We start from the raw sequence: 19,110 nt of genomic DNA, 5'->3' as shown, positions 1-19,110 counted from the left end.
GACCCGAGCCGCGCACCCGAGCTCACGGCGTGCGTCTGACATCGACCACGACGTCCTCATCCATGGACGTTCCCTCCCCGAAGTACTTCCCTTGCATCCGCTCCTCCTTCGCCGCGAGTGCGGGATCGTCACCGTTGTTCCGCACCGTCCCGTAGTACGCGGAATCCGGATCGTGGGCGGTGCCGTCCTCGTTCCACAGCACTGAGTTGTGCGCCTGGTGGTTGTCGCTCTCCGGGGTGTAGCCGTCCGACGGATTCGGTGTGCCGAAGGAGACGTCGCGGACGTTGGGTGCCGGATTGCCGTCCGGGTGAGCATGCGAGCTGCCTTCGAGGTCGAGGGTGGGGACGAAGTCCCCCTGGTTCCCGCCGTCCTCGACGTGCTGGATGTTGAGCACGTCGGTGTCCGAGTTCGCCGGGGTGTAGGTCTGGACCGGGGAGCCCACCGAGAAGATGTCGGTGACCTGGTAGCTGCCACCGTTGAAGGAGGGGTCATCGGCGAGCTGCGCGGCGACGAGACCTCCCTGTGAATGGCCGACGAACGCGATCTCGGAGCCCTCCGGGATCCCGGCCTCCTGCATCGCCTCCTTCACGGCGTTCGCTCCTGCGTTCTCCTTGCCCGCCATCGCGTAGAGGTTGTTGTCCCATCCGAACGGCTGCCCCTGCTCGTTCCATCCCTCGAGCGTGGCGTCCACGTCGGGGATCGGCGTCTCATGCCCGAGCACGCTGACCTTCTCCTGCAGCGGCGCGCCCTGAGTGGGAGGGACGTGGACGATGTACCGCTCGACGCCGTCGGCACCCGTCACCGTCTGGATACGGATCTGTGCCTCATCCAGAGGGTCATACTCTCGCGGGGGCTCAGTGCCGGGGATCGTCCGACGGCTCTCGTCGTTGTCGAGCACGAGGTCCTCGAGGCTCTCCGGAGCGTCGCTGTCGGTGATCTCGCGTGAGCCGAGGACCTCCACCTCTGTGGGGTGGTCGAGCTTCTCCCCCTCGACGAGCTCATCGACGATGTCCTGGGCGAAGATCTCCGCCCAGGGCCGGTCGGGATCGGAGGCGTCGCCGAAGGTGTCGTGGAACCGGTCTCGGAACCAGTCCTCGACGTCCTCGACCCTGTCCTTGAACCATTTCTCGACGTCCCCGGCCCGGTCCCGGAGCCAATCCCCGGCGTCCTCAGCCCGGTCCCGGAGCCAGTCCCCGGCATCCTCGAAGAGGTTCGCCAGGGGGTCCCCCGTCTCCTCTCCCGAGACTCTGTCCTGCTCGTCGGCTTCGCCGCGCAGTGCTCCAGCTTGCTCGGTCAGGAGCATCTCGAGGCGCGCCAGACCGGGCGCAGCGTGGTTCGTCCAGGTCGAGAGGAAGTCGTCGCGGTCAGGGCCGGTCCAGGACGTGCCCTGGACGATGCCGTCCAGGCGCTGCTGCAGGCTGCTGACCTGCTCGGCGCCGTTCGCACAGCGGTCCGCCTGTGCGCGGACCTCCTCGGGGACCATGCCGTAGAAGGTCATGCCACTATCTCCGTGCCGGACGCCAGTCCGGCGCCCTCCTCCAGAAGGGGCAGGACGGTGGCGAGCACGTCACCATCGGCGACCTGATGGAGGTCGTCGCTGAATCCGGTGTCGCCGTCGGCGCTGTACAGGCCGTGGACGCCCGCATTCCAACGACGCAGCAGGTGGAATCGCAGCATCGGAGCGTGCGTGCTCGGTGGGACGTGCATGCAGATATCGAAGGTGGCCCTGTCGCGGTCGCTCAGGAGGGCGTCGCGCAGCGGCTCGCTGAGATCGGTCTGTGCGGCGATGGCCGCATGTGCCGGTGTCCCTTCGGCGATGCGCGCGGCGATCGACCGCCGCTGCTCGAGCGTGATGGTGAGGGCGTTGTGCGGGCCTCGCGTCGTCATCTGTGGTGCGGCGGACAGTCGTGAAGAGGAGGAGAGCAGCGTGAGCACCAGGTGGGGGATCACGTCGGTGGGGGCATCCCACCATTCGTACGGGCCGTCCCCGATCCGGGTCAGCGCGATCGCGCCGTCGGCATCCAGGACGATGCGGAGCTCTTCCGTCTCTTCCGGGGTCGTGGCGGTGAGCACCGTGACCACGGGGGCGATCAGAGCACGCTGGGCGAGCCGTTGCTCCCCGGGGGCCAGGTCGGGTCGCCCCAGCGCGGCACCGTCGAGCTGGGGCAGCCAGGTGGGATTGATCCGCCGTGGTTCGCGCAGTCGGGCGAAGGCGGCGCTGAGCGCCGGTTCGAGGTGGGAGCGAAAACGTGTCATGAAGGTCCCCTGAGCTCATAGTGCACGCCGACGTCGATGCCGTCACGCTATCCAGGAGGGCCTGCTCTGCGCGATGGGGAGAAGTGCCCACCTCGGCGGATTGCCGCACCCCCGATCGCGCTCTCCGGCCCCGCGGCCGGGTCCAGCAGCGCAGCGGCCCCAGACCGGTCTGATCCGGTCTGGGGCCGCTCGAGGACGGAGGCAGTCTCAGGCGCGGGTCACGGATACCGTGACAGTTCCGCCGGAGACCTTCTCGCTCGCTGCGTGCGCACCCTCGGCCGGTCCGGCCGGCACAGAGACCTCGACCGCGAGCACCTCGCCGGCGACCAGCTCCCGATGCACGGCGACGGCAGCGGTCACGGACTCGTCGCCGTCCACGGTCAGTCGGATCCGGTCCGAGACGTCGAAGCCTGCCTCGCGGCGAGCCGACTGGATCGCGCGCACCACGTCCCGGGCCACGCCCTCGGCCTCGAGCTCAGCGGTCACCCGGGTATCGAGCGCGACGAAGTCCCCGCCTCGCAGCACGCCGACGGCCCGGCCCTCCATCGCCGCGGACTCGCCCGCGACCAGGTCGAGCGTGTACTCGCCCTCGGCGAGCTCGATGCCGCCGGAGATGACCACGCCGTTCTCGTCAGCGGACCAGTCACCGGACTTGGAGCCCTTGATGACCGTCTGCACCTGCTTGCCCAGGCGCGGGCCGGCGGCGCGGGCATTGACGCTGAGCCGCTGCTCGACGCCCATCCCCTGCGCCTCCTCGCTCGCGACGTCCAGCAGGCGCACGGCCTTGACGTTGAGTTCGTCGGCGATGATCCCCGAGAACGCCTCCAGCGTGCTCGGGGCGTGGTGGACCACGGTGAGCTCGGCGAGCGGCAGCCGCGCCCGCAGCTGCCCCTTCTTGCGCAGGGAGTTGCCCACGCTCGCGATCGCGCGCACATCGTCCATCTGTGCCACCAGCTCCGCGTCACGGGGGAACAGGTCCGCATCGGGCCAGTCGGTCAGATGCACGGAGCGCCCGCCGGTGAGCTGCTTCCAGATCTCCTCGGTGACCATCGGCAGCAGCGGGGCCGCCACCTGGCAGAGGGTCGACAGGCACGTGGAGAGCACGTCGATCGCCTGTTCGTCGCCCTCCCAGAAACGGTCGCGGGAGCGGCGCACGTACCAGTTGGTGAGCATGTCCAGGTAGTCCTGGACCAGCTCGGCGGCGTCCGCGATCGCGAGCGCGGTCATCGCCTCCTTCACCTCGCGCACGAGGTCGCCGGTGCGGGCCAGCAGGTAGCGGTCCATGACATCGCTGGAGTCGTAGCGGGTCTTCCCGAGGTAGCCCGTCGGCTTCCCGGCCGCGTCCTTCTGGCCCGCAGCATTGGCGTACAGCCCCAGGAAGTACCAGACGTTCCACAGCGGCAGCACCACGTGGCGGGTGGCGTCGCGGATCTTCGGCTCGTCGACCACGAGGTTCCCGCCGCGCAGGATCGGGGAGCTCATGAGGAACCAGCGCATCGCGTCGGCTCCGTACTTGTCGAACATCTCGCGCACGTCGGGATAGTTGCGCAGCGACTTGGACATCTTCTGTCCGTCCTCGCCGAGCACGATGCCGTGGCAGATCACCGAGGTGAAGGCGGGCCGGTCGAACAGTGCGGTGGAGAGCACGTGCATGACGTAGAACCAGCCGCGGGTCTGCCCGATGTACTCCACGATGAAGTCCGCGGGGTTGTGGGACTCGAACCGCTCGGTGTTCTCGAAGGGGTAGTGCATCTGCGCGAACGGCATCGAGCCGGAGTCGAACCAGACGTCGAAGATCTCCTCGACGCGGCGCATGGTGGACTGCCCGGTGGGGTCGTCGGGGTTCGGGCGCGTGAGCTCGTCGATGTACGGACGGTGCAGGTCCACCTCGCCGAGCTCGTTGCGCGGCAGGGTGCCGAAGGCCTCCTCGATCTCGGCGAGGGACCCATACACGTCGATCCGGGGATGGTTCGGATCGTCGCTCTTCCAGATCGGCAGCGGGGTGCCCCAGTAGCGGTTGCGGGAGATCGCCCAGTCTCGGGCGCCCTCGAGCCAGCGGCCGAACTGGCCGTGCTTGACGTTGCCGGGCACCCAGTCGATCTGCTCGTTCAGCTCGAGCATGCGCTCGCGCTGGTCGGCGACCTTCACGTACCAGGAGGAGACGGCCTTGTAGATCAGGGGAGTCCGGCAGCGCCAGCAGTGCGGGTAGGAGTGCACGTAGCTGGCCTCGCGCATGAGTCGCCCGGCCTGCTGGAGATTGCGGATGATCGGGCGGTTCGCCTCGAACACCTGCACCCCGGCGATCTCGTCCAGCTCCGTGCCGGCGAAATAGTCCAGGAACTGGGCGCCCTCGTCCACCGAGACGATCACGGGGATGCCGTACTCGGCGTTGACCTGCTGGTCGATCTCACCGTAGGCGGTGGCCTGGTGGACCACGCCGGTGCCGTCATCGGTGGAGACGTAGTCCGCGACGGTGACGATCCACGCGTTCTCGGTGCCCCACTTCGCCCGGTCCTCCGAATAGACGGTCCACAGCGGCTGGTAGGCGACGTGCTCGAGCTCGGAGCCGGCGTACACGCGCTCCTCGCAGGCGGCGAGCGCCTCCTCGGCGCTCTCGTAGCCGAGCTCCTTGGTGTAGGAGCCGAGCAGCGCGGTGGCCATGAGGTAGCGGCCTGCACCTGCGGCGGTGCCGTCGGCGGCGCCGAGCGGACCGGCGGGGACCACCGAGTACTGGAGCTCGGGACCGACGGCGAGGGAGAAGTTGGTGGGCAGGGTCCAGGGGGTGGTGGTCCAGGCCAGTGCCTTCACGCTGTCCAGGCCGAGCTGCTCGGCCTTCTCCCCGGAGAACGGGAAGGTGACCGTCACGGTCTGATCCTGGCGCTCCTGGTAGACGTCGTCATCCATGCGCAGCTCGTGCGCGGACAGCGGGGTCTGGTCCTTCCAGCAGTAAGGCAGCACGTAGTAGCCCTCATACGCCCGCCCCTTGTCGTACAGGGTCTTGAACGCCCACAGCACCGACTCCATGAAGGTGACGTCGAGGGTCTTGTAGTCGTTCTCGAAGTCGACCCAGCGGGCCTGGCGGGTGACGTAGTCCTCCCACTCCTTGGTGTACTTCAGCACCGAGGCGCGGGCGGCGTTGTTGAACTCCTGGACGCCCATCTCCTCGATCTCGGACTTCTCGGTCATCCCGAGCTCCCGCATCGCCTCGAGCTCGGCGGGCAGGCCGTGGGTGTCCCAGCCGAAGCGGCGGTCCACCTTGTTCCCGCACATGGTGCGGAAGCGCGGGATGACGTCCTTGACGAAGCCGGTGAGCAGGTGGCCGTAGTGCGGCAGGCCGTTGGCGAAGGGAGGACCGTCGTAGAAGACGAACTCCTCGGCACCCTCGCGCCGGGCGATCGAAGCACGGAAGGTGTCGTCCTGCCGCCAGAACTCCTGGATGGCGTTCTCGAGCGAGGGCAGGTTCGGTGAGGGGACGAGCGGGTCTCCGCTGACCGGGTAGACCATGGGACGGACCTCCGAGGCAGAACAAGGGTGAGAGCTGGGACAACACGCAGTCCGAGGACGCTTCCCGGCGCAGGGCCGGTGGCGCGGTACCACCTCGGTTGACGTCCGCTGCATCGCCGGTGGCGATCCAGGGGCCTCCCCTTGTTCCTCAGCTGTGACGGGCTGGTCCCGGCGGGTTCTACTAGGCCCGTGCCCGCGAACGGACAATGGGCGGTTCTTCCCGCGGCTCGCCGGTGATGGCCGGGTCGATGCCGATGGCGGTCAGTGTACGCGGCGGCCCGAGGACGGTCACGCGGCCGGGCGGGGAAGAGACGCGCGGAACAGCCCGGCTCCCCCTCCCTCGTCCCTTCCTTACGTGTCCCCTCCTTGCGCATCCCATTCGCGTCCCAGCAGATCCGGGTGAGATGCACAGCACCTGCCCAGCCGCGGGACGTCGAATACAGGCAGCGGCTCGACCTGCCGCTCCCCCATCGAGGAGGTCGCATGGATGAGGACACCGGTGCCCAGGATGCCGGCCCACGGCGCAGCCGGGCCACGGCGAGCGCCTCGGCACTCGGCGCGGCGGCCCTGCTCGTGCTCAGCTTCGGTCCGTCGGCGCTCGCGCTGACACCTTCCGTCCCGGGCACGCCGAGCGTGCGGGCCGCGATCTCGGCTCCTGTGTCTGTCGCTCCCGCGCCGATGACGGCGAGTCCCGGGAGCCTTCGTGAAACGGCCGACGCGGACGACGGCTCCCTCAGGTGAGCTGCCGCTGATGTCCCTCTGGGCTCTGCAACGCGCTGGGCGAGGCGCTGGGTGAGGAGGCAAGACTCACCTCGTGGAGGAGGCGAGGTCATGGAAGACTGAGAGCTCCACGATCCCGCCCCGCGTCACGGGGTGGTCGACGCAGAAGGAGCGAGGATGTCGCTGTTCGGAGAGCCCTTCACCGCCAAGTGCCTGAAGTCGGGCGTCACGCTCGAGATCGGCGAGGGTCAATCCCTCCTCCAGGCGCTGCTTGACGCTGACATCCCGATGGACTACTCGTGCGAGGGCGGCGTGTGCGGCACCTGCGTGGTGCCGCTGGTCTCCGGCGAGGTCGAGCACCTGGACGAGTTCCTGATGGACGACGAGCACGCGGACCAGATGATCACCTGCGTATCCCGCGGCGAGGGCGAGATCGAGATCGACATCTGAGGACGTCCCTCAGGATCCCTCTGACCGGGATCTCGCTGATCGGATCGGGATCTCCGTGATCGGAGTGCGTCAGAGCCGGGGACCAGCCACGACCCAGGCCACGCCCACCAGCATCATCAGCGCCGTCGCGGCACCGACCGCGAACGGCAGCGCGATGCTGGGGCCGGTGACCAGCAGGAGCAGCATTCCGGCAGCGGCGACGGCGAGCAGCAGAGCGAACAGCAGCGGCCTGCCCATGGCGGGCTTGGCCCCGGATCGTGCCTGCTCGACATGGCCGAGATGCGTCGTCGTCATCAGGGGGACCTCTCTGCTCGGATGCTCGAGAGGCCGCCGTCCGGTGGGGGTGCGGCGCCTCTCCATGGAGAGATCCTCCCCCGGGCGGCAGGTCTCCCACATCCTGCGCAGGGTGGAGATGTCCCTCCCCCTTTGGTCGTAGACCGGCACATCGGGTCGTAGACCGGCTCAGCTGGCCGTGGACCGGCTCAGCTGGCCGCGGACCGGCTCAGCTCCGCAGCGGCGGGGCCGGGTCCTCGGCATCGTCACTCGCCGCCCACGGCTGCAAAGCCTCGCCGTCCCCTGGTCCGGGCGCGGCGCTGTCCCGTCGGGCGTCCTGGATCGCGAGCTGCGCGAAGATCCCGCCTCGCGTCACCAGCTCCTCGTAGGTGCCGCGCTCGAGGATGCGGCCGTGCTGCATCACGATGATCTGATCGGCGTGCCGGATGGTGGAGAGCCGGTGGGCGATCGAGACGGTGGTGCGGCCACGGGCGGCGGCGTCGAGCGCACCGGACATCGCACGCTCGGTGGCGACGTCCAGCGCGGAGGTCGCCTCGTCGAGCAGCAGTACCGGCGGGTCCCGCAGGATCGTGCGCGCAAGCGCCAGACGCTGCTTCTCCCCGCCGGAGAACCGGTAACCGCGCTCCCCCACCACGGTGTCGTAGCCCTGCGGCAGAGACTCGATGTGGTCGTGGATCTGCGCGATCCGGCAGGCCTTCCGCAGCTCCTCATCGCTCGCCTCCGGCCGGGCGAAGCGCAGGTTGTCGGCGATCGAGGCGTGCAGCAGATAGGTCTCCTGGGTGACCACACCGATGCTCGCCGCGAGCGAATCCATGGTGATCTCCCGCAGGTCGTGACCATCCAGGGTGATCCGGCCGGAGCTGGGCTCATAGAGCCGCGCCATCAGGTAACCGGTGCTGGTCTTGCCCGAGCCGGTGGCCCCCACCAGCGCGGTGTGCTTCCCGGCCGGAACCACCAGGTCGATGCCGTGCAGCGCCGGCGCCTCCGCGCCCGGATAGGTGAAGGTGACGTCCTCGAAGCGGATCTCTCCGCGCACGGTTACCGGGTCCAGCGCCAGGGCCTCCGGCGCGTCGCTGATGAGGATCGGAGCGTCGAGGTACTCGAACACCCTCGCGAACAGCGCCAGGGAGCTGTTGACCTGGGTCGCGACGCGCAGCAGCCCGTTGATCTGGGGGAACAGGCCGGATTGCAGGGCGATGAAGGCGACCAGAGTGCCGATGGTGACGCCCTGGCCCTCGGGGTCGCCGAAGAGCAGGTGGCCGCCGAGCAGGTAGGTCAGGGCCGGGAACAGCGCCATCAGGGTCGTGAAGACGGCCATGTGCCAGCGGCCGGCCATCTCGGAGCGGACCTCGAGGTCCGCGAGCTCCCGCGAGTCGGTGGCAAAGGCCTGGCTGAGCGCCTGCGTGCGCCCCATGGTGACCCCCAGCAGGATGCCGGAGACGGACAGGGACTCCTGGATCCCGGCGGAGAGGTCCGCCGCCTTCTCCTGGCGGGTCTTCACGATCGCTCGTCTGCGGCGGCCCACCCGGCGGTTCATCCACACCGCGAAGGGCAATGCGATGAGGGAGAAAAGGGTCAGCCGCCAGTCCAGGGCGAACATCGCCACCAGCGCCATCGCCACCCCCGCCCCGGAGGAGACGATCTGGGTCATCACGGAGGTGACCACGGCCTGCATGGAGCCGATGTCGGAGAAGATCCGCGATTGGATCTCTCCGGTGCGGGTGCGGGTGAAGAATCCCAGCCCCATCCGCTGCAGGTGGGAGAAGACAGAGACCCGCAGGTCGTGCATCACGGACTGGCCCACCCGGGTGGAGAGCATCGACTGGGTGACCCCGAGCGCGCTCGAGATCACCGTCACCGCGATCAGCCCGCCGACGGACCATGCCAGCACGTCGGCGCGCTGCTCAGGCAGGGCGACATCCACGATCTCGCGGATCAGGAACGGGGAGACCACCCCAACGGCGGCACCGATCACGATCAGTGCCAGCACCCCCGTGAGGATCCCGCGATACGGGCGGAACAGGGACAGCACCCGTCGCAGGTCGGGGCGCTGGCCGGGGGCGAGCTTGAGGTCGTCGCGCATCCGGCCGCCCCCGCCGCCCATCCCTCCGCCGGGGCCGCCCATCCCGCCGTGGACCATCAGACTCCCTGGTGGCGGGCGACGCGGTGGGCGGCCGCCTGCGCGAGGGGACGGACGGTCACCAGATCGAGGTTCACGTGATGCGGGGCATTGAGCGCATAGGAGATGACGTCCGCGCAGTCCTCCGCGGTCAGCGGCTGCTCGACTCCGTCGTAGACGGCGTCGGCCGCGTCCTGGTCGCCGAGGCGGGTGAGGGAGAACTCCTCGGTGCGGACCATTCCGGGGGCGATCTCGATGACGCGGATCCTCTCCCCGTTCAGCTCGAGGCGCAGGGCGTTGGCGAGCATGTGCTCCCCGGCCTTGGCGGCGTTGTAGCCGGAACCGCCGGGGTAGGCCTCGTGACCGGCCACCGAGGTGACGAACAGCAGGTCTCCACGGCCGCTCTCCCGCAGTGCCGGCAGCAGGGCGCGGGTGACCCGCACCGTGCCCAGCACGTTGATGTCGTACATGCGCTGCCACTTCTCGAGGTCCGCCTCGGCGGCGGTCTCGACGCCGAGGGCGCCGCCGGCCACATGCACCACGGCGTTCAGGGAGCCGCCGAACAGCTCGGCGGCCCTTTCGACCAGGCGCTGGACGGAGTCATCGGAGGTGATGTCGACGGCGAGCACCTCGCAGCCGGTCTGCTCGGCGAGCTCGCGCAGCCGGTCCTCGCGGCGCGCGACAGCGAGCACGCGCCAGCCCTCGGCCACCAGGCGCACGGCGGTGGCGCGGCCGATGCCGGAGGAGGCGCCGGTGACGACGGCGGTCAGACGGGTGGGGTCGTTGCCAGCAGTTTTCGCAGCATTCATGGAGGTCGTAGAGGTCATGGCCCCAGCGTACGCGGAGCCCGACGCTCTCATCCGGCGGTCCGGCCTGCAGGTCACCAGCCGATCTCGAGGCAGCCGTGGTGGTCGGTCGGCTCGGTCTGGACGGTCGCATGGGCGATGTCGTGCGTGGTGCTGAGCAGCTCCTGGGCGGCGTCGAGGACCGGGTGCGGATCAGCTCCGGGCGCGGTCACCAGATGGACGGTGGCGACCTCCATCCCGGAGGTGAGGGTCCACAGGTGCAGGTCGTGGACATCGGCGACCCCGTCGAGGGCCCGCAGATCGTCCTCCACCTGCTGGGGGTCGATGTCTGCGGGTGCGGCCTGGCCCAGCACGGTGAGCACCTCGCGGGCCAGCAGCACGGCACGCACCGCGATGAACGCCCCGATCGCGAGCGCGACGATCGTGTCGATGAGGCTCGCTCCGGTCAGACGGATCAGCACCGCTGCGACGATCACCCCGACCGAGCCGAGGGTGTCGGCCAGGACCTCGAGATAGGCACCCTTGACGTTGAGGCTCTCCTTCGCCCCGCCGTGCAGCATCAGCAGCACCACCAGGTTCACGACCAGGCCGAGCCCGCCGACGATCAGCATCGGCGTGGTGTCGACGTGGACCTCGGCACCCAGCCGGCTGATCCCGCTGATCGTCACGAGGGCGGCGACGACCAGCATGATCAGGACCGCCAGCAGGGCGGCGAAGGTCTCAAGGCGGTAGTTGCCGAAGGTGCGCCGGCCATCACGAGAGGGACGCGCAGCGAACACCGTCGCGGCGAGCGCCGCGGACAGGGTGACCACGTCCGCAGCCATGTGCCCGGCGTCCGAGAGCAGCGCGAGGGAGCCCGAGAGCAGCCCGGCCGCCAGCTCGACGACGAAGAACCCGCCGATCAGCACCACCGCGACGATCAGCCGCCAGCGGTGCGCGGCCCCGGCGTGGCCGGTGGCGCCGCCCCCGTGGGAATGGCTCATGAGACTGCCTGCTCGACCGGCTCGTGGGGCGAGCCCGCACGCTCCTGCGGCGCGTCCACGGTGCGCCTCTCGGGATGCTGGAGCTCGCTGTGCTCGGTGTGGGTGAGGGCGACCTCGAGCAGCATCCGCACGTGCGGGTCGTCCAGACGGTAGAAGGCGCGCCGCCCCTCCCGACGCACGCGGACGATGCGGTGGGCGCGCAGCAGCTGCAGCGCATGCGAGACCGCGGAATCCGACTGCCCGGTGAGGGTCGACAGCTCCCCCACGCTCACCTCGCCCCCGCGCAGCGCGAACAGCAGGCGCAGGCGGCTGGGATCCCCCAGCAGGGAGAAGACGTCGGCGAGGTCGGCGATCTCGGCGGACCGCACCTCAACATCTGAACGATTGCTCATATGTTCAGTATGGCAGATGCTTCAGGTGCGAGCGGCTGACGAACAGAAGCGGGCCCGCCCGCACCTCGCAGGGTGCTGACGGGCCCGCTTTCACGACGGCCGAGCTCACTCGACAGCTCAGACGCCGTGCACCTGCGGATGGTGCTGCGCGGTCATGTCGCCGCTGATGCGTCCCTTGGAGAACCTGGTCATGAGCGCCGCGATCGCGCCGTCCCCGGTGACGTTCGTGGCGGTGCCGAAGGAGTCGATCGCGATGTACGCGGCGATCATGAGGCCCACGGCAGCCTCACCGAAGCCGAGGAACGAGGCGAGCACACCGGCGGCGGCCATGATCGCGCCACCGGGCACGCCCGGCGCCGCGATCATCACCACGCCCAGCATGAACACGAAGCCCACCAGGGCGCCGATGTTCAGCGGCATTCCGGTGACGATCATGATCGCGACGGCGAAGGTGGTGATCTTCAGCGTCGAGCCGGCGAGGTGGATCGTGGCGCACAGCGGGATCACGAAGTCGGCGATCGCGTCGGGGATGCCGTTGCGCTTGGTGCACTCGGTGGTCACCGGGATGGTCGCGGCCGAGGAGCTGGTGCCGAGCGCCGTCATGTAGGCGGGCAGCATCGTCCACAGCATCTTCAGGGGATTGCGGCCCATCGCCCAGCCGGCCGCGGCGTACTGCGCGAGCAGCACCACCACGGTCATCCCGAAGAACAGCAGGATCACGGTGAGGAAAGTGCCGATCACGGTCCAGATCTGGCCGTTCATGGTCAGCCCCAGGAACATGCCGAAGATGTAGAGCGGCAGCAGCGGGATGATGATCGCCTCGATGATGCGCACCACGATCGTGCGCAGCTGCACGAAGGACTCCTGCAGCGCACCCTTCTTCACGAGCGTGAGCCCGATGCCGAGGCAGAACGAGAGGACCAGCGCGGTCATCACGCCGAACACCGGCGGGATCTCGATCTCGAAGAAGGCCGCGATCGCGGAGTCCTCGGGGTTCTCGAGGGAGTCGATGCGCGCCCCGCCCAGCATCCGCGGCAGCAGGAACAGGGAGAGCGCCAGCGCGAACAGCCCGCACAGGATGGAGGAGAGGTAGGCGATCCCGGCGGTCGCGGCGAGCATCTTCCCGGCCCCGTGGCCGAGCTCCGCGATCGCCGGCGTCACCAGGCCCACGATGATCAACGGGATGAGGAACCCGAGGAACCCGGAGAAGACCCCGTTGAAGGTGGTGAAGATGCGGGCGAGCGCCTCGGGCATCACGAGGCCCAGCAGGATCCCCAGCACGATCGCGAGGAGGATCCGGGGAAGCAGTCCGAAGCGCTTCCGACGAGGTGCGCGCGCGGAGGGGTCGACGGCGGTGTCGGAGGGAGCGTCGGAGGAGGCGTCGGAGTAGGTGTGCATGGGCCGGCTCTCACAGGGGTCGGGTGGGGACCGGAACAGCGTAGACCCGGGCGGTGCGCACGCCGGCTGCGCCCTCGACCCGATCGCTCGCCACCCGGAGGGACAGCGCGGCCCGGCCCAGGTGGACACGGATTCCACGTTCACCTTGTGGCACCTCCCACAGCTCGCTAGGCTCGCGCGAGTGCCCACGTACTGGACGATCGCCGCTGCGGCCTTCCGCCAGTACTCGACCTACCGTCTGGCAACGGCCGCCGGGGTATTCACCAACTCGATCTTCGGCCTGATCCGCGCCTCGATCCTGTTCGCCGCGATCACCACCGCCGGCGGCGAGCTCAGCGGGTACACCATCGCCCAGGCGGCGACCTACGTCTGGCTCGGACAGGCGCTGCTGGCCCCTATCGAGGCCTTCGGCACCCGTGAGGTCTCCCAGCGCGTCCACCAGGGGGATGTGGCGATAGACCTGCTGCGCCCCACTTCCTTCCTGGGCCTCTATTACGCGCAGAAGCTGGGACGTGCCGCTTTCCTGCTGCTCGGCCGCGGCGTGCCGCCGCTGCTGATCGGCGCGCTGCTCACCGGCCTCGCGCTGCCGGAGGATCCGCTGTCCTACCTGCTCGGCGCGCTCTCCCTGCTGCTGGCGATCACGGTCGCATTCCTCGCGGACATGCTGGTGAACCTCGCCGCCTTCTGGCTGCTCGAGACTCGCGGTCTGACCGTGGTCTACACCGCGGTGATGAATCTGCTCTCCGGCTTCCTGATCCCGATCGTGTGGTTTCCGGACTGGTTGCTCACGATCGCCCGCGCCACGCCCTTCCCCTCGATGATCCAGACCCCGATCGACACCCTCTCCGGCCGGGTGTCCCCGCTGGAGGCGCTGCCGTTGCTGGGGACCCAGCTGGGCTGGATCGCGGTGCTCACCGCCGCGGCTCTGGCGATGCTGCACGCCGGGGTGCGGAGCGTGGAGGTGCAGGGTGGTTGAGCAGCCCCGTCCCTCGCCTGCGGATCGTGCCGCCCGGGCGGCCCGCCCCGATCCCCTGGACCGCCCCGTCTCCACAGCCCGGATGGTCCGCACCCTGTACGGCTCCCGGATCCGCTCACAGGCGACCTTCCGCACCAGCTTCCTCACCGACCTCCTGGGGCAGGTGCTGATCGTGGGCACCGAGTTCCTCGAGCTGTGGGTGATCCTCTCGCAGGTGAGCACGCTCGGCGGGATGACGCTCACGCAGGTCGCCGTGGTCTATGGACTCGGCGCCCTCGCCTTCGGGATCGGGGACATCCTCTTCGGGGAGATCGACGGGCTCTCCACCCAGATCAGGTCCGGAAAGCTCGAGACCCTGCTGATCCGCCCCGTTCCGGTGCTGCTGCAGATCTCGAGCCTGGATCTCTCGCTGCGCCGCATCGGCCGGATCGTGGTGGGCCTGGCGATGTACGTCACCGCCCTGGTGCTCGCCGGCTTCCAGCCGACGGGGGCCACGCTGCTGCTGGCCGTGCTCGCACCGCTCGCCGGCGCGTTGCTCTTCGGCGCCCTGTTCACGGTGGCCGGCGCCCTGCAGTTCTGGCTGGTCGACGGCCGCGAGTTCGCCAACGCCTTCACCTACGGCGGCAACTACGTCGCCACCACCCCCGGCGCCGTCTTCGCACTGCCGATGCGCGCCTTCTTCACCTTCGTCATCCCGGCGACGCTGATCGCCTACGCCCCCACCCTCGCGCTGCTGGACCTGCCCGGCCCGGCCCTGATCCCCGCCTGGGCCGGGTGGCTGGGCCTGCCGGCCACGGTCCTGGCCTGGATCGTCGCCGGTCTGCTCTGGCGCGCGGGAGTCCGCAGATACACAGGAGCCGGTGGATGAGCACCCCTGAACCGTCACCGCAGTCCCCCGCCGTGGAGCTCGCGGGGCTGCGTCGCGACTACCTTGTCCGCACTCCCGTCGCCGGCTCCCGGCGGCGACGACGGCAGCTGGTGCGCGCGGTGGACGACGTCACCCTGCGCATCGACCGTGGTGAGACGGTCGGGTTCGTGGGTGCCAACGGCGCGGGGAAGTCCACCACCATCAAGATGATGACCGGGATCCTGCAGCCCACCGCCGGCACGGTCCGGGTGCTGGGCCGCGACCCGGTGCCCGAGCGCCGTCACCTCGCCCGCGACATCGGGGTGGTCTTCGGCCAGCGATCCCAGCTGTGGTGGGACCTGCCGCTGCGGGACAGCTACCGGATCCTGGGGGCGATGCACCGGCTCACCGACCGTGGCCGCGAGCAGCGCCTGGGGCGTCTGGTGGAAGGGCTCGACCTCGGCGGGTTCCTGGACCGCCCGGTGCGGCAGCTGTCGCTCGGGCAGCGGATGCGCGGCGAGGTGGCGGCAGCGCTGCTGCACTCGCCCGAGCTGGTGGTGCTCGATGAGCCGACGATCGGGCTGGACATGGTCTCCAAGGAGGGGCTGCGCCGCTTCCTGCGCGAGGACCGCGCCGAGCGCGGCACCACCCTGTTCCTCACCACTCACGACATGGGGGACGTGGAGCGGTTGTGCGACCGGATCGTCGTGGTGAACTCGGGCACCGTCGCGTACGACGGGGCGCTGGCCTCCTTCCGTGCGCGCCTCGGTGCTCCCCGCGAGCTGATCGTGGATCTCGAGGAGCCCCTCGCCGCGCTCACCCTCCCGACCGCCGCGAGCACCCTCGCGGTGGAGGCCGACGGGATCCGCCACCGGATCGCGTTCTCGGGCGCCGAGCTGACGGTCCCGGCGCTGCTCACCGCGATCGGTGCCCAGGCCCAGGTGCGGGACCTGTCGCTGACCGAACCGGCGATCGAGGACCTGGTGCGGCAGATCTACGCCCGCGACGGGAGGCTCTGACCCGGGACACGCCTAGACCCTCCACCTGCGACGATGCACACTGTAGGAGGAGGATAATGGCCCACCACCACAGCCCGGACCGCCTGTGCCCGCCCTGGAGAAGGAGGATCATGGCCCGCTCGTACGCCACCGTCGGACAGATGCTCACCTATGCCGTGGATCGCTCCGCGCTCTCCCCCGATCTGGAGTCCTCGGCGGAGCGCCATGTGCGGGTCGAGGTGATCCTGCGGCACATGCTCGAGTTCGTGCTGATGTCCCCTCGCAGTCGGGACGCGTTCCTGCGCACGATCGCCCGCACCGAGCACACCACCGGCTCGATCGCCGCCGCCCCACGGCTGCGGAAGACCTCCCCCGATCTGCTCGCCGAGCTGCTGCCCACCGCAGGGGAAACCGACGACGGCGCCCGTCTGGGCATCGCTCTGCGCGTCGGCGGCCCGTTCTCCACCACCCGGCTGAGGGAGATGCGAGCGGCGCTCGGCCCCTCACCCCAGCACCTGCTGGTCGCGATCGCCCGACACACCGACCGCGCCGAACTCGACGGCGAAGTCCCCGACGGGGTCGTCGCCACCAGCTGGGCCCGAGTGGCCAGGCGGATGCCGAAGGCCGATCCCGGCCACGCCCACCTGTGGGAGACCCTCGGCGAGGTGGGTGAGAACGCCGGGCGGCCCGTCGTGCAGTTCCCCGTCGATGCGAAGAAGCTGCTGACGAAGACCTCCACCGCCCGCGAGTTCCGCGCCCACCTGGACGTGCTCCACCTAGCCAGCCGCACCCTGCTCGGCACGAGCCCGCACTTCTCGACCCGTCGCGGCCAGACCGGCGCCCACCTCCAGGCGGGTGTGGGACGGCATCGCACGGGCCTCGAGTTCGGAGAGGTCGAGCAGGGCACCCCGGTGCACTTCCTGCGCACGGGCGAGGACCCCGTCCCGCTGGGCATCGGCCGGATCGAGACCGACGAGGAGCGGGAGGCTGTCACGCAGCGCCTGGCGATGTTCTCCCGTCGCACCGCGTGGCGCACGGAGGCGGGGAGCCCGCCTGTCTCCGCTGAGCTGATAGGCGCGCCCGCGTCCCCCGAGCTGGAGGGAGCGCGGCTGCTGCTGTGGGCGCTGTTCAATCCCATGCTGCTGCGCGACCGCGGCTTCGAGCCGGCAGCCGCCAAGCGCCAGCCGGCACTGACCGCGACGTCGATGGGGATGCGGCTGCTGCACAGGGGGGACGAGTCCGGCACCGAGTACCGCCTGTGGGTGGGCGGGGAGCGCGAGTGGAAGAACCTCATCCCCCGCGTCACTCGTGAGGAGACCTCACGGCGCCCCGCCGAGACCTACGCGATCGCGCCGCGCAAGAGCCAGTCCACCGCGGATTTCGTCTGGGAGGTCCACCGCGCTCTGCGGTCGCTGACGATCCACTGAGGGACAATGGCAGGCATGGAAGAGCGCAACGACAGCACGGTGATGAACGGCCAGTACAAGGTGCGCGGCGGCAAGCTGGTCTCGGTGGACGTCACCGTCGCGGGCGGCCGGATCGCGACCGCCCACGTCTTCGGGGACTTCTTCCTCGAGCCGGATGATGCCCTCGAGGATCTCAACGCCGCGCTGGAGGGGATGCCCACCGACGCGACCGCCGCCGAGCTCGGCGCGGCGCTCACCACCCGGCTCGAGACCCGCCCGGACCCGGTGCAGATGATCGGCTTCTCCGTCGAGGCGGTCGCGATCGCGGTGCGCCGGGCGCTCGGACACGCGACCAGCTGGGACGACCTCACCTTCGACGTGATCGGCCCACAGGTGCTGCCGCCGGTGATGCACGTGGCGCTGGACGAGGTGCTGCCGAACGAGGTGATCGCCGGGCGTCGCAACCCTCACTTCCGGATCTGGGACTGGGACTCCCCGCTGGTGGTGATCGGCTCCTACCAGTCGCTGCGCAACGAGATCGACGCCGAGGGCGCAGCGAGGCATGGCATCGGGGTGGTGCGCCGCATCACCGGCGGCGGCGCGATGTTCATGGAGCAGGGCAACTGCATCACCTACTCGCTGGTGGTGCCCACCTCCCTGGTGGAGGGACTTAACTTCGAGCAGTCCTATGCCTATCTCGACGACTGGGTGATGGGCGCCCTCGCGGAGATCGGGGTGAAGGCTCATTACGTGCCGCTGAACGACATCGCCTCCGAGCAGGGCAAGATCGGCGGCGCCGCCCAGCGCCGCTTCGCGGGCGGGGTGCTGCTGCACCACGTGACGATGAGCTACGACATCGACGCGGACAAGATGAGCGAGGTGCTGCGGATCGGCCGCGAGAAGCTCTCCGACAAGGGCACCAAGAGCGCGAACAAGCGCGTGGACCCGATGCGCTCGCAGACGGGCCTGGCCCGTGAGCAGATCATCGCCGGGTTCCTGGACTTCTTCCGCGCCCGCTATGACACCGTCGACTCGGACTACACCGAGAATGAGCTCGCCAAGGCCCGCGAGCTGGTGGAGACGAAGTTCGGGACCGAGGAGTGGACCGCGCGGGTGCCGTGAGCGCTCGAGATGCGCGGTGAGGCTCAGCCACGCGGCGTGCTGAGCCCGAGCGCCGCGTGGTCCCCTCGGTACACCCCAGTGCGCAGCTCGATCTCGTACGCCTCGAGCTCGGGCATGCCGAGCGCACGGGCCGCCGCGATCTCGGCCTCGACGTCATAGGGCACCCGTACGAACTGGATCCCGAACGGTGCGTCCTTCCCGCCGTCCGGGTCGCCTTCGAGGATCGCGTAGGAGGGTGTCGGATCGTCGAGCTGATTGCCGACGCTGCCGACGTTCACCAGCGTCCCCTCCTTGCCGGAGCGCAGGAAGGGGTCATGGATGTCGCCGTAGACGACGACATCCGCGGGGCCGCCGTCCCCGGTGAACGGGGTGGGAGCGAACATCATCGCGAACTGCTCCGCACCGTGTTCGCGGTGCACCCGGGTGAACTCATCGACCGGCGAGGCGTGCAGCACCCGCACCCGTCTCCCGGAGAGCTCGAGGTCCAGGCTGCCGGGCAGGGCGAACAGCCACTGCCTGTCCTCCGCGGGAATCTCCTTCCGCCACCAGGCCTGGCCCTCGCTGCGCAGCTCGCCATCTCCGGCGACGAACACCTCCCAGTTCCCGCGCACGGTCGCCTCGCAGCGCTCTCGGGTCAGCGCCGAGCAGGCGGCGCCGCGGGGGCCCTTGCCCACTACATCGCCGAGGTTCAGGATCCGGGTGATGCCGCGCGCGGCGATGTCGGCGAGCACAGCGTCATAGGCGGTGAGGTTGCCGTGCACGTCGGAGACCACGGCGAGGCGTTCGAAGGACATCCCTCCACGGTACGGCCCGCCCCCGCTGCGCCCCGCCTCGTACGC

At 69.7% G+C, this 19,110-nt stretch carries 17 protein-coding genes; 7 read left to right on the top strand and 10 right to left on the bottom strand.

All coding sequences use genetic code 11. The annotated features are described in order from the left end of the window. Window positions 1–22 precede the first annotated feature (22 nt). The 3 genes from ACT3UF_RS13165 to ileS form a co-directional block, all read right to left on the bottom strand. Complete coding sequence (locus ACT3UF_RS13165) at window positions 23–1,498, bottom strand: hypothetical protein (RefSeq protein WP_442331917.1); 1,476 nt, start codon at window positions 1,496–1,498, stop codon at window positions 23–25. Beyond that, window positions 1,495–2,256, bottom strand: a complete 762-nt coding sequence (locus tag ACT3UF_RS13160; protein WP_442331916.1) for a hypothetical protein — start codon at window positions 2,254–2,256, stop codon at window positions 1,495–1,497. Before ACT3UF_RS13160 ends, ACT3UF_RS13165 begins: the two co-directional genes overlap by 4 nt. 207 nt (window positions 2,257–2,463) lie before the next feature. Next, entirely contained in the window at window positions 2,464–5,760 is a 3,297-nt protein-coding gene (ileS, locus tag ACT3UF_RS13155; RefSeq protein WP_444591942.1) for an isoleucine--tRNA ligase, read from the bottom strand. A 483-nt stretch (window positions 5,761–6,243) separates the two neighbouring features. On the opposite strand from ileS, the gene ACT3UF_RS13150 reads away from it, so the two are divergent. After that, complete coding sequence (locus tag ACT3UF_RS13150) at window positions 6,244–6,501, top strand: hypothetical protein (RefSeq protein WP_444501711.1); 258 nt, start codon at window positions 6,244–6,246, stop codon at window positions 6,499–6,501. 156 nt (window positions 6,502–6,657) lie between these two features. Beyond that, window positions 6,658–6,930, top strand: a complete 273-nt coding sequence (locus ACT3UF_RS13145) for a 2Fe-2S iron-sulfur cluster-binding protein (RefSeq protein WP_441445107.1) — start codon at window positions 6,658–6,660, stop codon at window positions 6,928–6,930. 69 nt (window positions 6,931–6,999) lie between these two features. Here ACT3UF_RS13145 and ACT3UF_RS13140 read toward each other — a convergent pair whose 3' ends face one another. The 6 genes from ACT3UF_RS13140 to ACT3UF_RS13115 form a co-directional block, all read right to left on the bottom strand. Continuing rightward, the gene (locus ACT3UF_RS13140; protein WP_441445106.1) at window positions 7,000–7,224 is read right to left on the bottom strand and encodes a hypothetical protein; all 225 of its coding nucleotides are present in this window, start codon (window positions 7,222–7,224) and stop codon (window positions 7,000–7,002) included. Window positions 7,225–7,432: 208 nt separating this feature from the next. After that, window positions 7,433–9,364, bottom strand: a complete 1,932-nt coding sequence (locus tag ACT3UF_RS13135; RefSeq protein WP_442331914.1) for an ABC transporter ATP-binding protein — start codon at window positions 9,362–9,364, stop codon at window positions 7,433–7,435. Further along, window positions 9,364–10,170: an SDR family oxidoreductase gene (locus ACT3UF_RS13130; protein WP_441445104.1), complete on the bottom strand. Its 807-nt coding sequence runs from the start codon at window positions 10,168–10,170 to the stop codon at window positions 9,364–9,366. Before ACT3UF_RS13130 ends, ACT3UF_RS13135 begins: the two co-directional genes overlap by 1 nt. A 53-nt stretch (window positions 10,171–10,223) precedes the next feature. Then, window positions 10,224–11,132, bottom strand: a complete 909-nt coding sequence (locus tag ACT3UF_RS13125; RefSeq protein ID WP_442331913.1) for a cation diffusion facilitator family transporter — start codon at window positions 11,130–11,132, stop codon at window positions 10,224–10,226. Next, the gene (locus tag ACT3UF_RS13120; protein WP_444605741.1) at window positions 11,129–11,524 is read right to left on the bottom strand and encodes an ArsR/SmtB family transcription factor; all 396 of its coding nucleotides are present in this window, start codon (window positions 11,522–11,524) and stop codon (window positions 11,129–11,131) included. The genes ACT3UF_RS13125 and ACT3UF_RS13120 overlap by 4 nt, the downstream gene beginning before the upstream one ends. Window positions 11,525–11,641: 117 nt before the next feature. After that, the gene (locus tag ACT3UF_RS13115) at window positions 11,642–12,922 is read right to left on the bottom strand and encodes a dicarboxylate/amino acid:cation symporter (RefSeq protein ID WP_444608375.1); all 1,281 of its coding nucleotides are present in this window, start codon (window positions 12,920–12,922) and stop codon (window positions 11,642–11,644) included. 181 nt (window positions 12,923–13,103) lie between these two features. On the opposite strand from ACT3UF_RS13115, the gene ACT3UF_RS13110 reads away from it, so the two are divergent. From ACT3UF_RS13110 to ACT3UF_RS13090, 5 genes are all read left to right on the top strand, one after another. After that, on the top strand, window positions 13,104–13,898 hold the full coding sequence (locus ACT3UF_RS13110) for an ABC transporter permease (RefSeq protein WP_441445092.1): 795 nt from the start codon (window positions 13,104–13,106) through the stop codon (window positions 13,896–13,898). Window positions 13,899–13,980: 82 nt separating this feature from the next. After that, window positions 13,981–14,766 (top strand): ABC transporter permease, encoded by a 786-nt coding sequence (locus tag ACT3UF_RS13105; protein ID WP_441445115.1) that lies wholly within the window; start codon window positions 13,981–13,983, stop codon window positions 14,764–14,766. Continuing rightward, window positions 14,763–15,764 carry an ABC transporter ATP-binding protein gene (locus ACT3UF_RS13100; RefSeq protein WP_444608374.1) on the top strand — a complete coding sequence of 334 codons (1,002 nt, stop codon included), beginning with the start codon at window positions 14,763–14,765 and terminating at the stop codon, window positions 15,762–15,764. The genes ACT3UF_RS13105 and ACT3UF_RS13100 overlap by 4 nt, the downstream gene beginning before the upstream one ends. A gap of 110 nt (window positions 15,765–15,874) precedes the next feature. Then, a complete protein-coding gene (locus ACT3UF_RS13095; protein WP_441445090.1) occupies window positions 15,875–17,170 on the top strand; it encodes a hypothetical protein in 1,296 nt (431 codons plus the stop codon). Between the two features lie 42 nt (window positions 17,171–17,212). After that, window positions 17,213–18,271, top strand: coding sequence for a lipoyl protein ligase domain-containing protein (locus tag ACT3UF_RS13090; RefSeq protein ID WP_442331922.1), 1,059 nt, complete (start codon window positions 17,213–17,215; stop codon window positions 18,269–18,271). Window positions 18,272–18,294: 23 nt separating this feature from the next. On the opposite strand, the gene ACT3UF_RS13085 is transcribed toward ACT3UF_RS13090, so the two are convergent. Next, a complete protein-coding gene (locus ACT3UF_RS13085) occupies window positions 18,295–19,065 on the bottom strand; it encodes a metallophosphoesterase family protein (protein ID WP_444501708.1) in 771 nt (256 codons plus the stop codon). Window positions 19,066–19,110 lie beyond the last annotated feature (45 nt).

Source organism: Brachybacterium sp. AOP24-D1-21 (assembly GCF_052378665.1).
Lineage (GTDB): Bacteria > Actinomycetota > Actinomycetes > Actinomycetales > Dermabacteraceae > Brachybacterium.
Note: the sequence above shows the minus strand (reverse complement) of the source record. Positions and strands in the feature narration are given on the sequence as shown.

Excerpts from the sequence above, each read along its gene's own strand:
- ACT3UF_RS13165 (WP_442331917.1), bottom strand. The coding sequence starts at position 1,498 with ATGACCTTCTACGGCATGGTCCCCGAGGAGGTCCGCGCACAGGCGGAC.
- ACT3UF_RS13160 (WP_442331916.1), bottom strand. The coding sequence starts at position 2,256 with ATGACACGTTTTCGCTCCCACCTCGAACCGGCGCTCAGCGCCGCCTTC.
- ileS (WP_444591942.1), bottom strand. The coding sequence starts at position 5,760 with ATGGTCTACCCGGTCAGCGGAGACCCGCTCGTCCCCTCACCGAACCTG.
- ACT3UF_RS13150 (WP_444501711.1), top strand. The coding sequence starts at position 6,244 with ATGGATGAGGACACCGGTGCCCAGGATGCCGGCCCACGGCGCAGCCGG.
- ACT3UF_RS13145 (WP_441445107.1), top strand. The coding sequence starts at position 6,658 with ATGTCGCTGTTCGGAGAGCCCTTCACCGCCAAGTGCCTGAAGTCGGGC.
- ACT3UF_RS13140 (WP_441445106.1), bottom strand. The coding sequence starts at position 7,224 with ATGACGACGACGCATCTCGGCCATGTCGAGCAGGCACGATCCGGGGCC.
- ACT3UF_RS13135 (WP_442331914.1), bottom strand. The coding sequence starts at position 9,364 with ATGGTCCACGGCGGGATGGGCGGCCCCGGCGGAGGGATGGGCGGCGGG.
- ACT3UF_RS13130 (WP_441445104.1), bottom strand. The coding sequence starts at position 10,170 with ATGACCTCTACGACCTCCATGAATGCTGCGAAAACTGCTGGCAACGAC.
- ACT3UF_RS13125 (WP_442331913.1), bottom strand. The coding sequence starts at position 11,132 with ATGAGCCATTCCCACGGGGGCGGCGCCACCGGCCACGCCGGGGCCGCG.
- ACT3UF_RS13120 (WP_444605741.1), bottom strand. The coding sequence starts at position 11,524 with ATGAGCAATCGTTCAGATGTTGAGGTGCGGTCCGCCGAGATCGCCGAC.
- ACT3UF_RS13115 (WP_444608375.1), bottom strand. The coding sequence starts at position 12,922 with ATGCACACCTACTCCGACGCCTCCTCCGACGCTCCCTCCGACACCGCC.
- ACT3UF_RS13105 (WP_441445115.1), top strand. The coding sequence starts at position 13,981 with ATGGTCCGCACCCTGTACGGCTCCCGGATCCGCTCACAGGCGACCTTC.
- ACT3UF_RS13100 (WP_444608374.1), top strand. The coding sequence starts at position 14,763 with ATGAGCACCCCTGAACCGTCACCGCAGTCCCCCGCCGTGGAGCTCGCG.
- ACT3UF_RS13095 (WP_441445090.1), top strand. The coding sequence starts at position 15,875 with ATGGCCCGCTCGTACGCCACCGTCGGACAGATGCTCACCTATGCCGTG.
- ACT3UF_RS13090 (WP_442331922.1), top strand. The coding sequence starts at position 17,213 with ATGAACGGCCAGTACAAGGTGCGCGGCGGCAAGCTGGTCTCGGTGGAC.
- ACT3UF_RS13085 (WP_444501708.1), bottom strand. The coding sequence starts at position 19,065 with ATGTCCTTCGAACGCCTCGCCGTGGTCTCCGACGTGCACGGCAACCTC.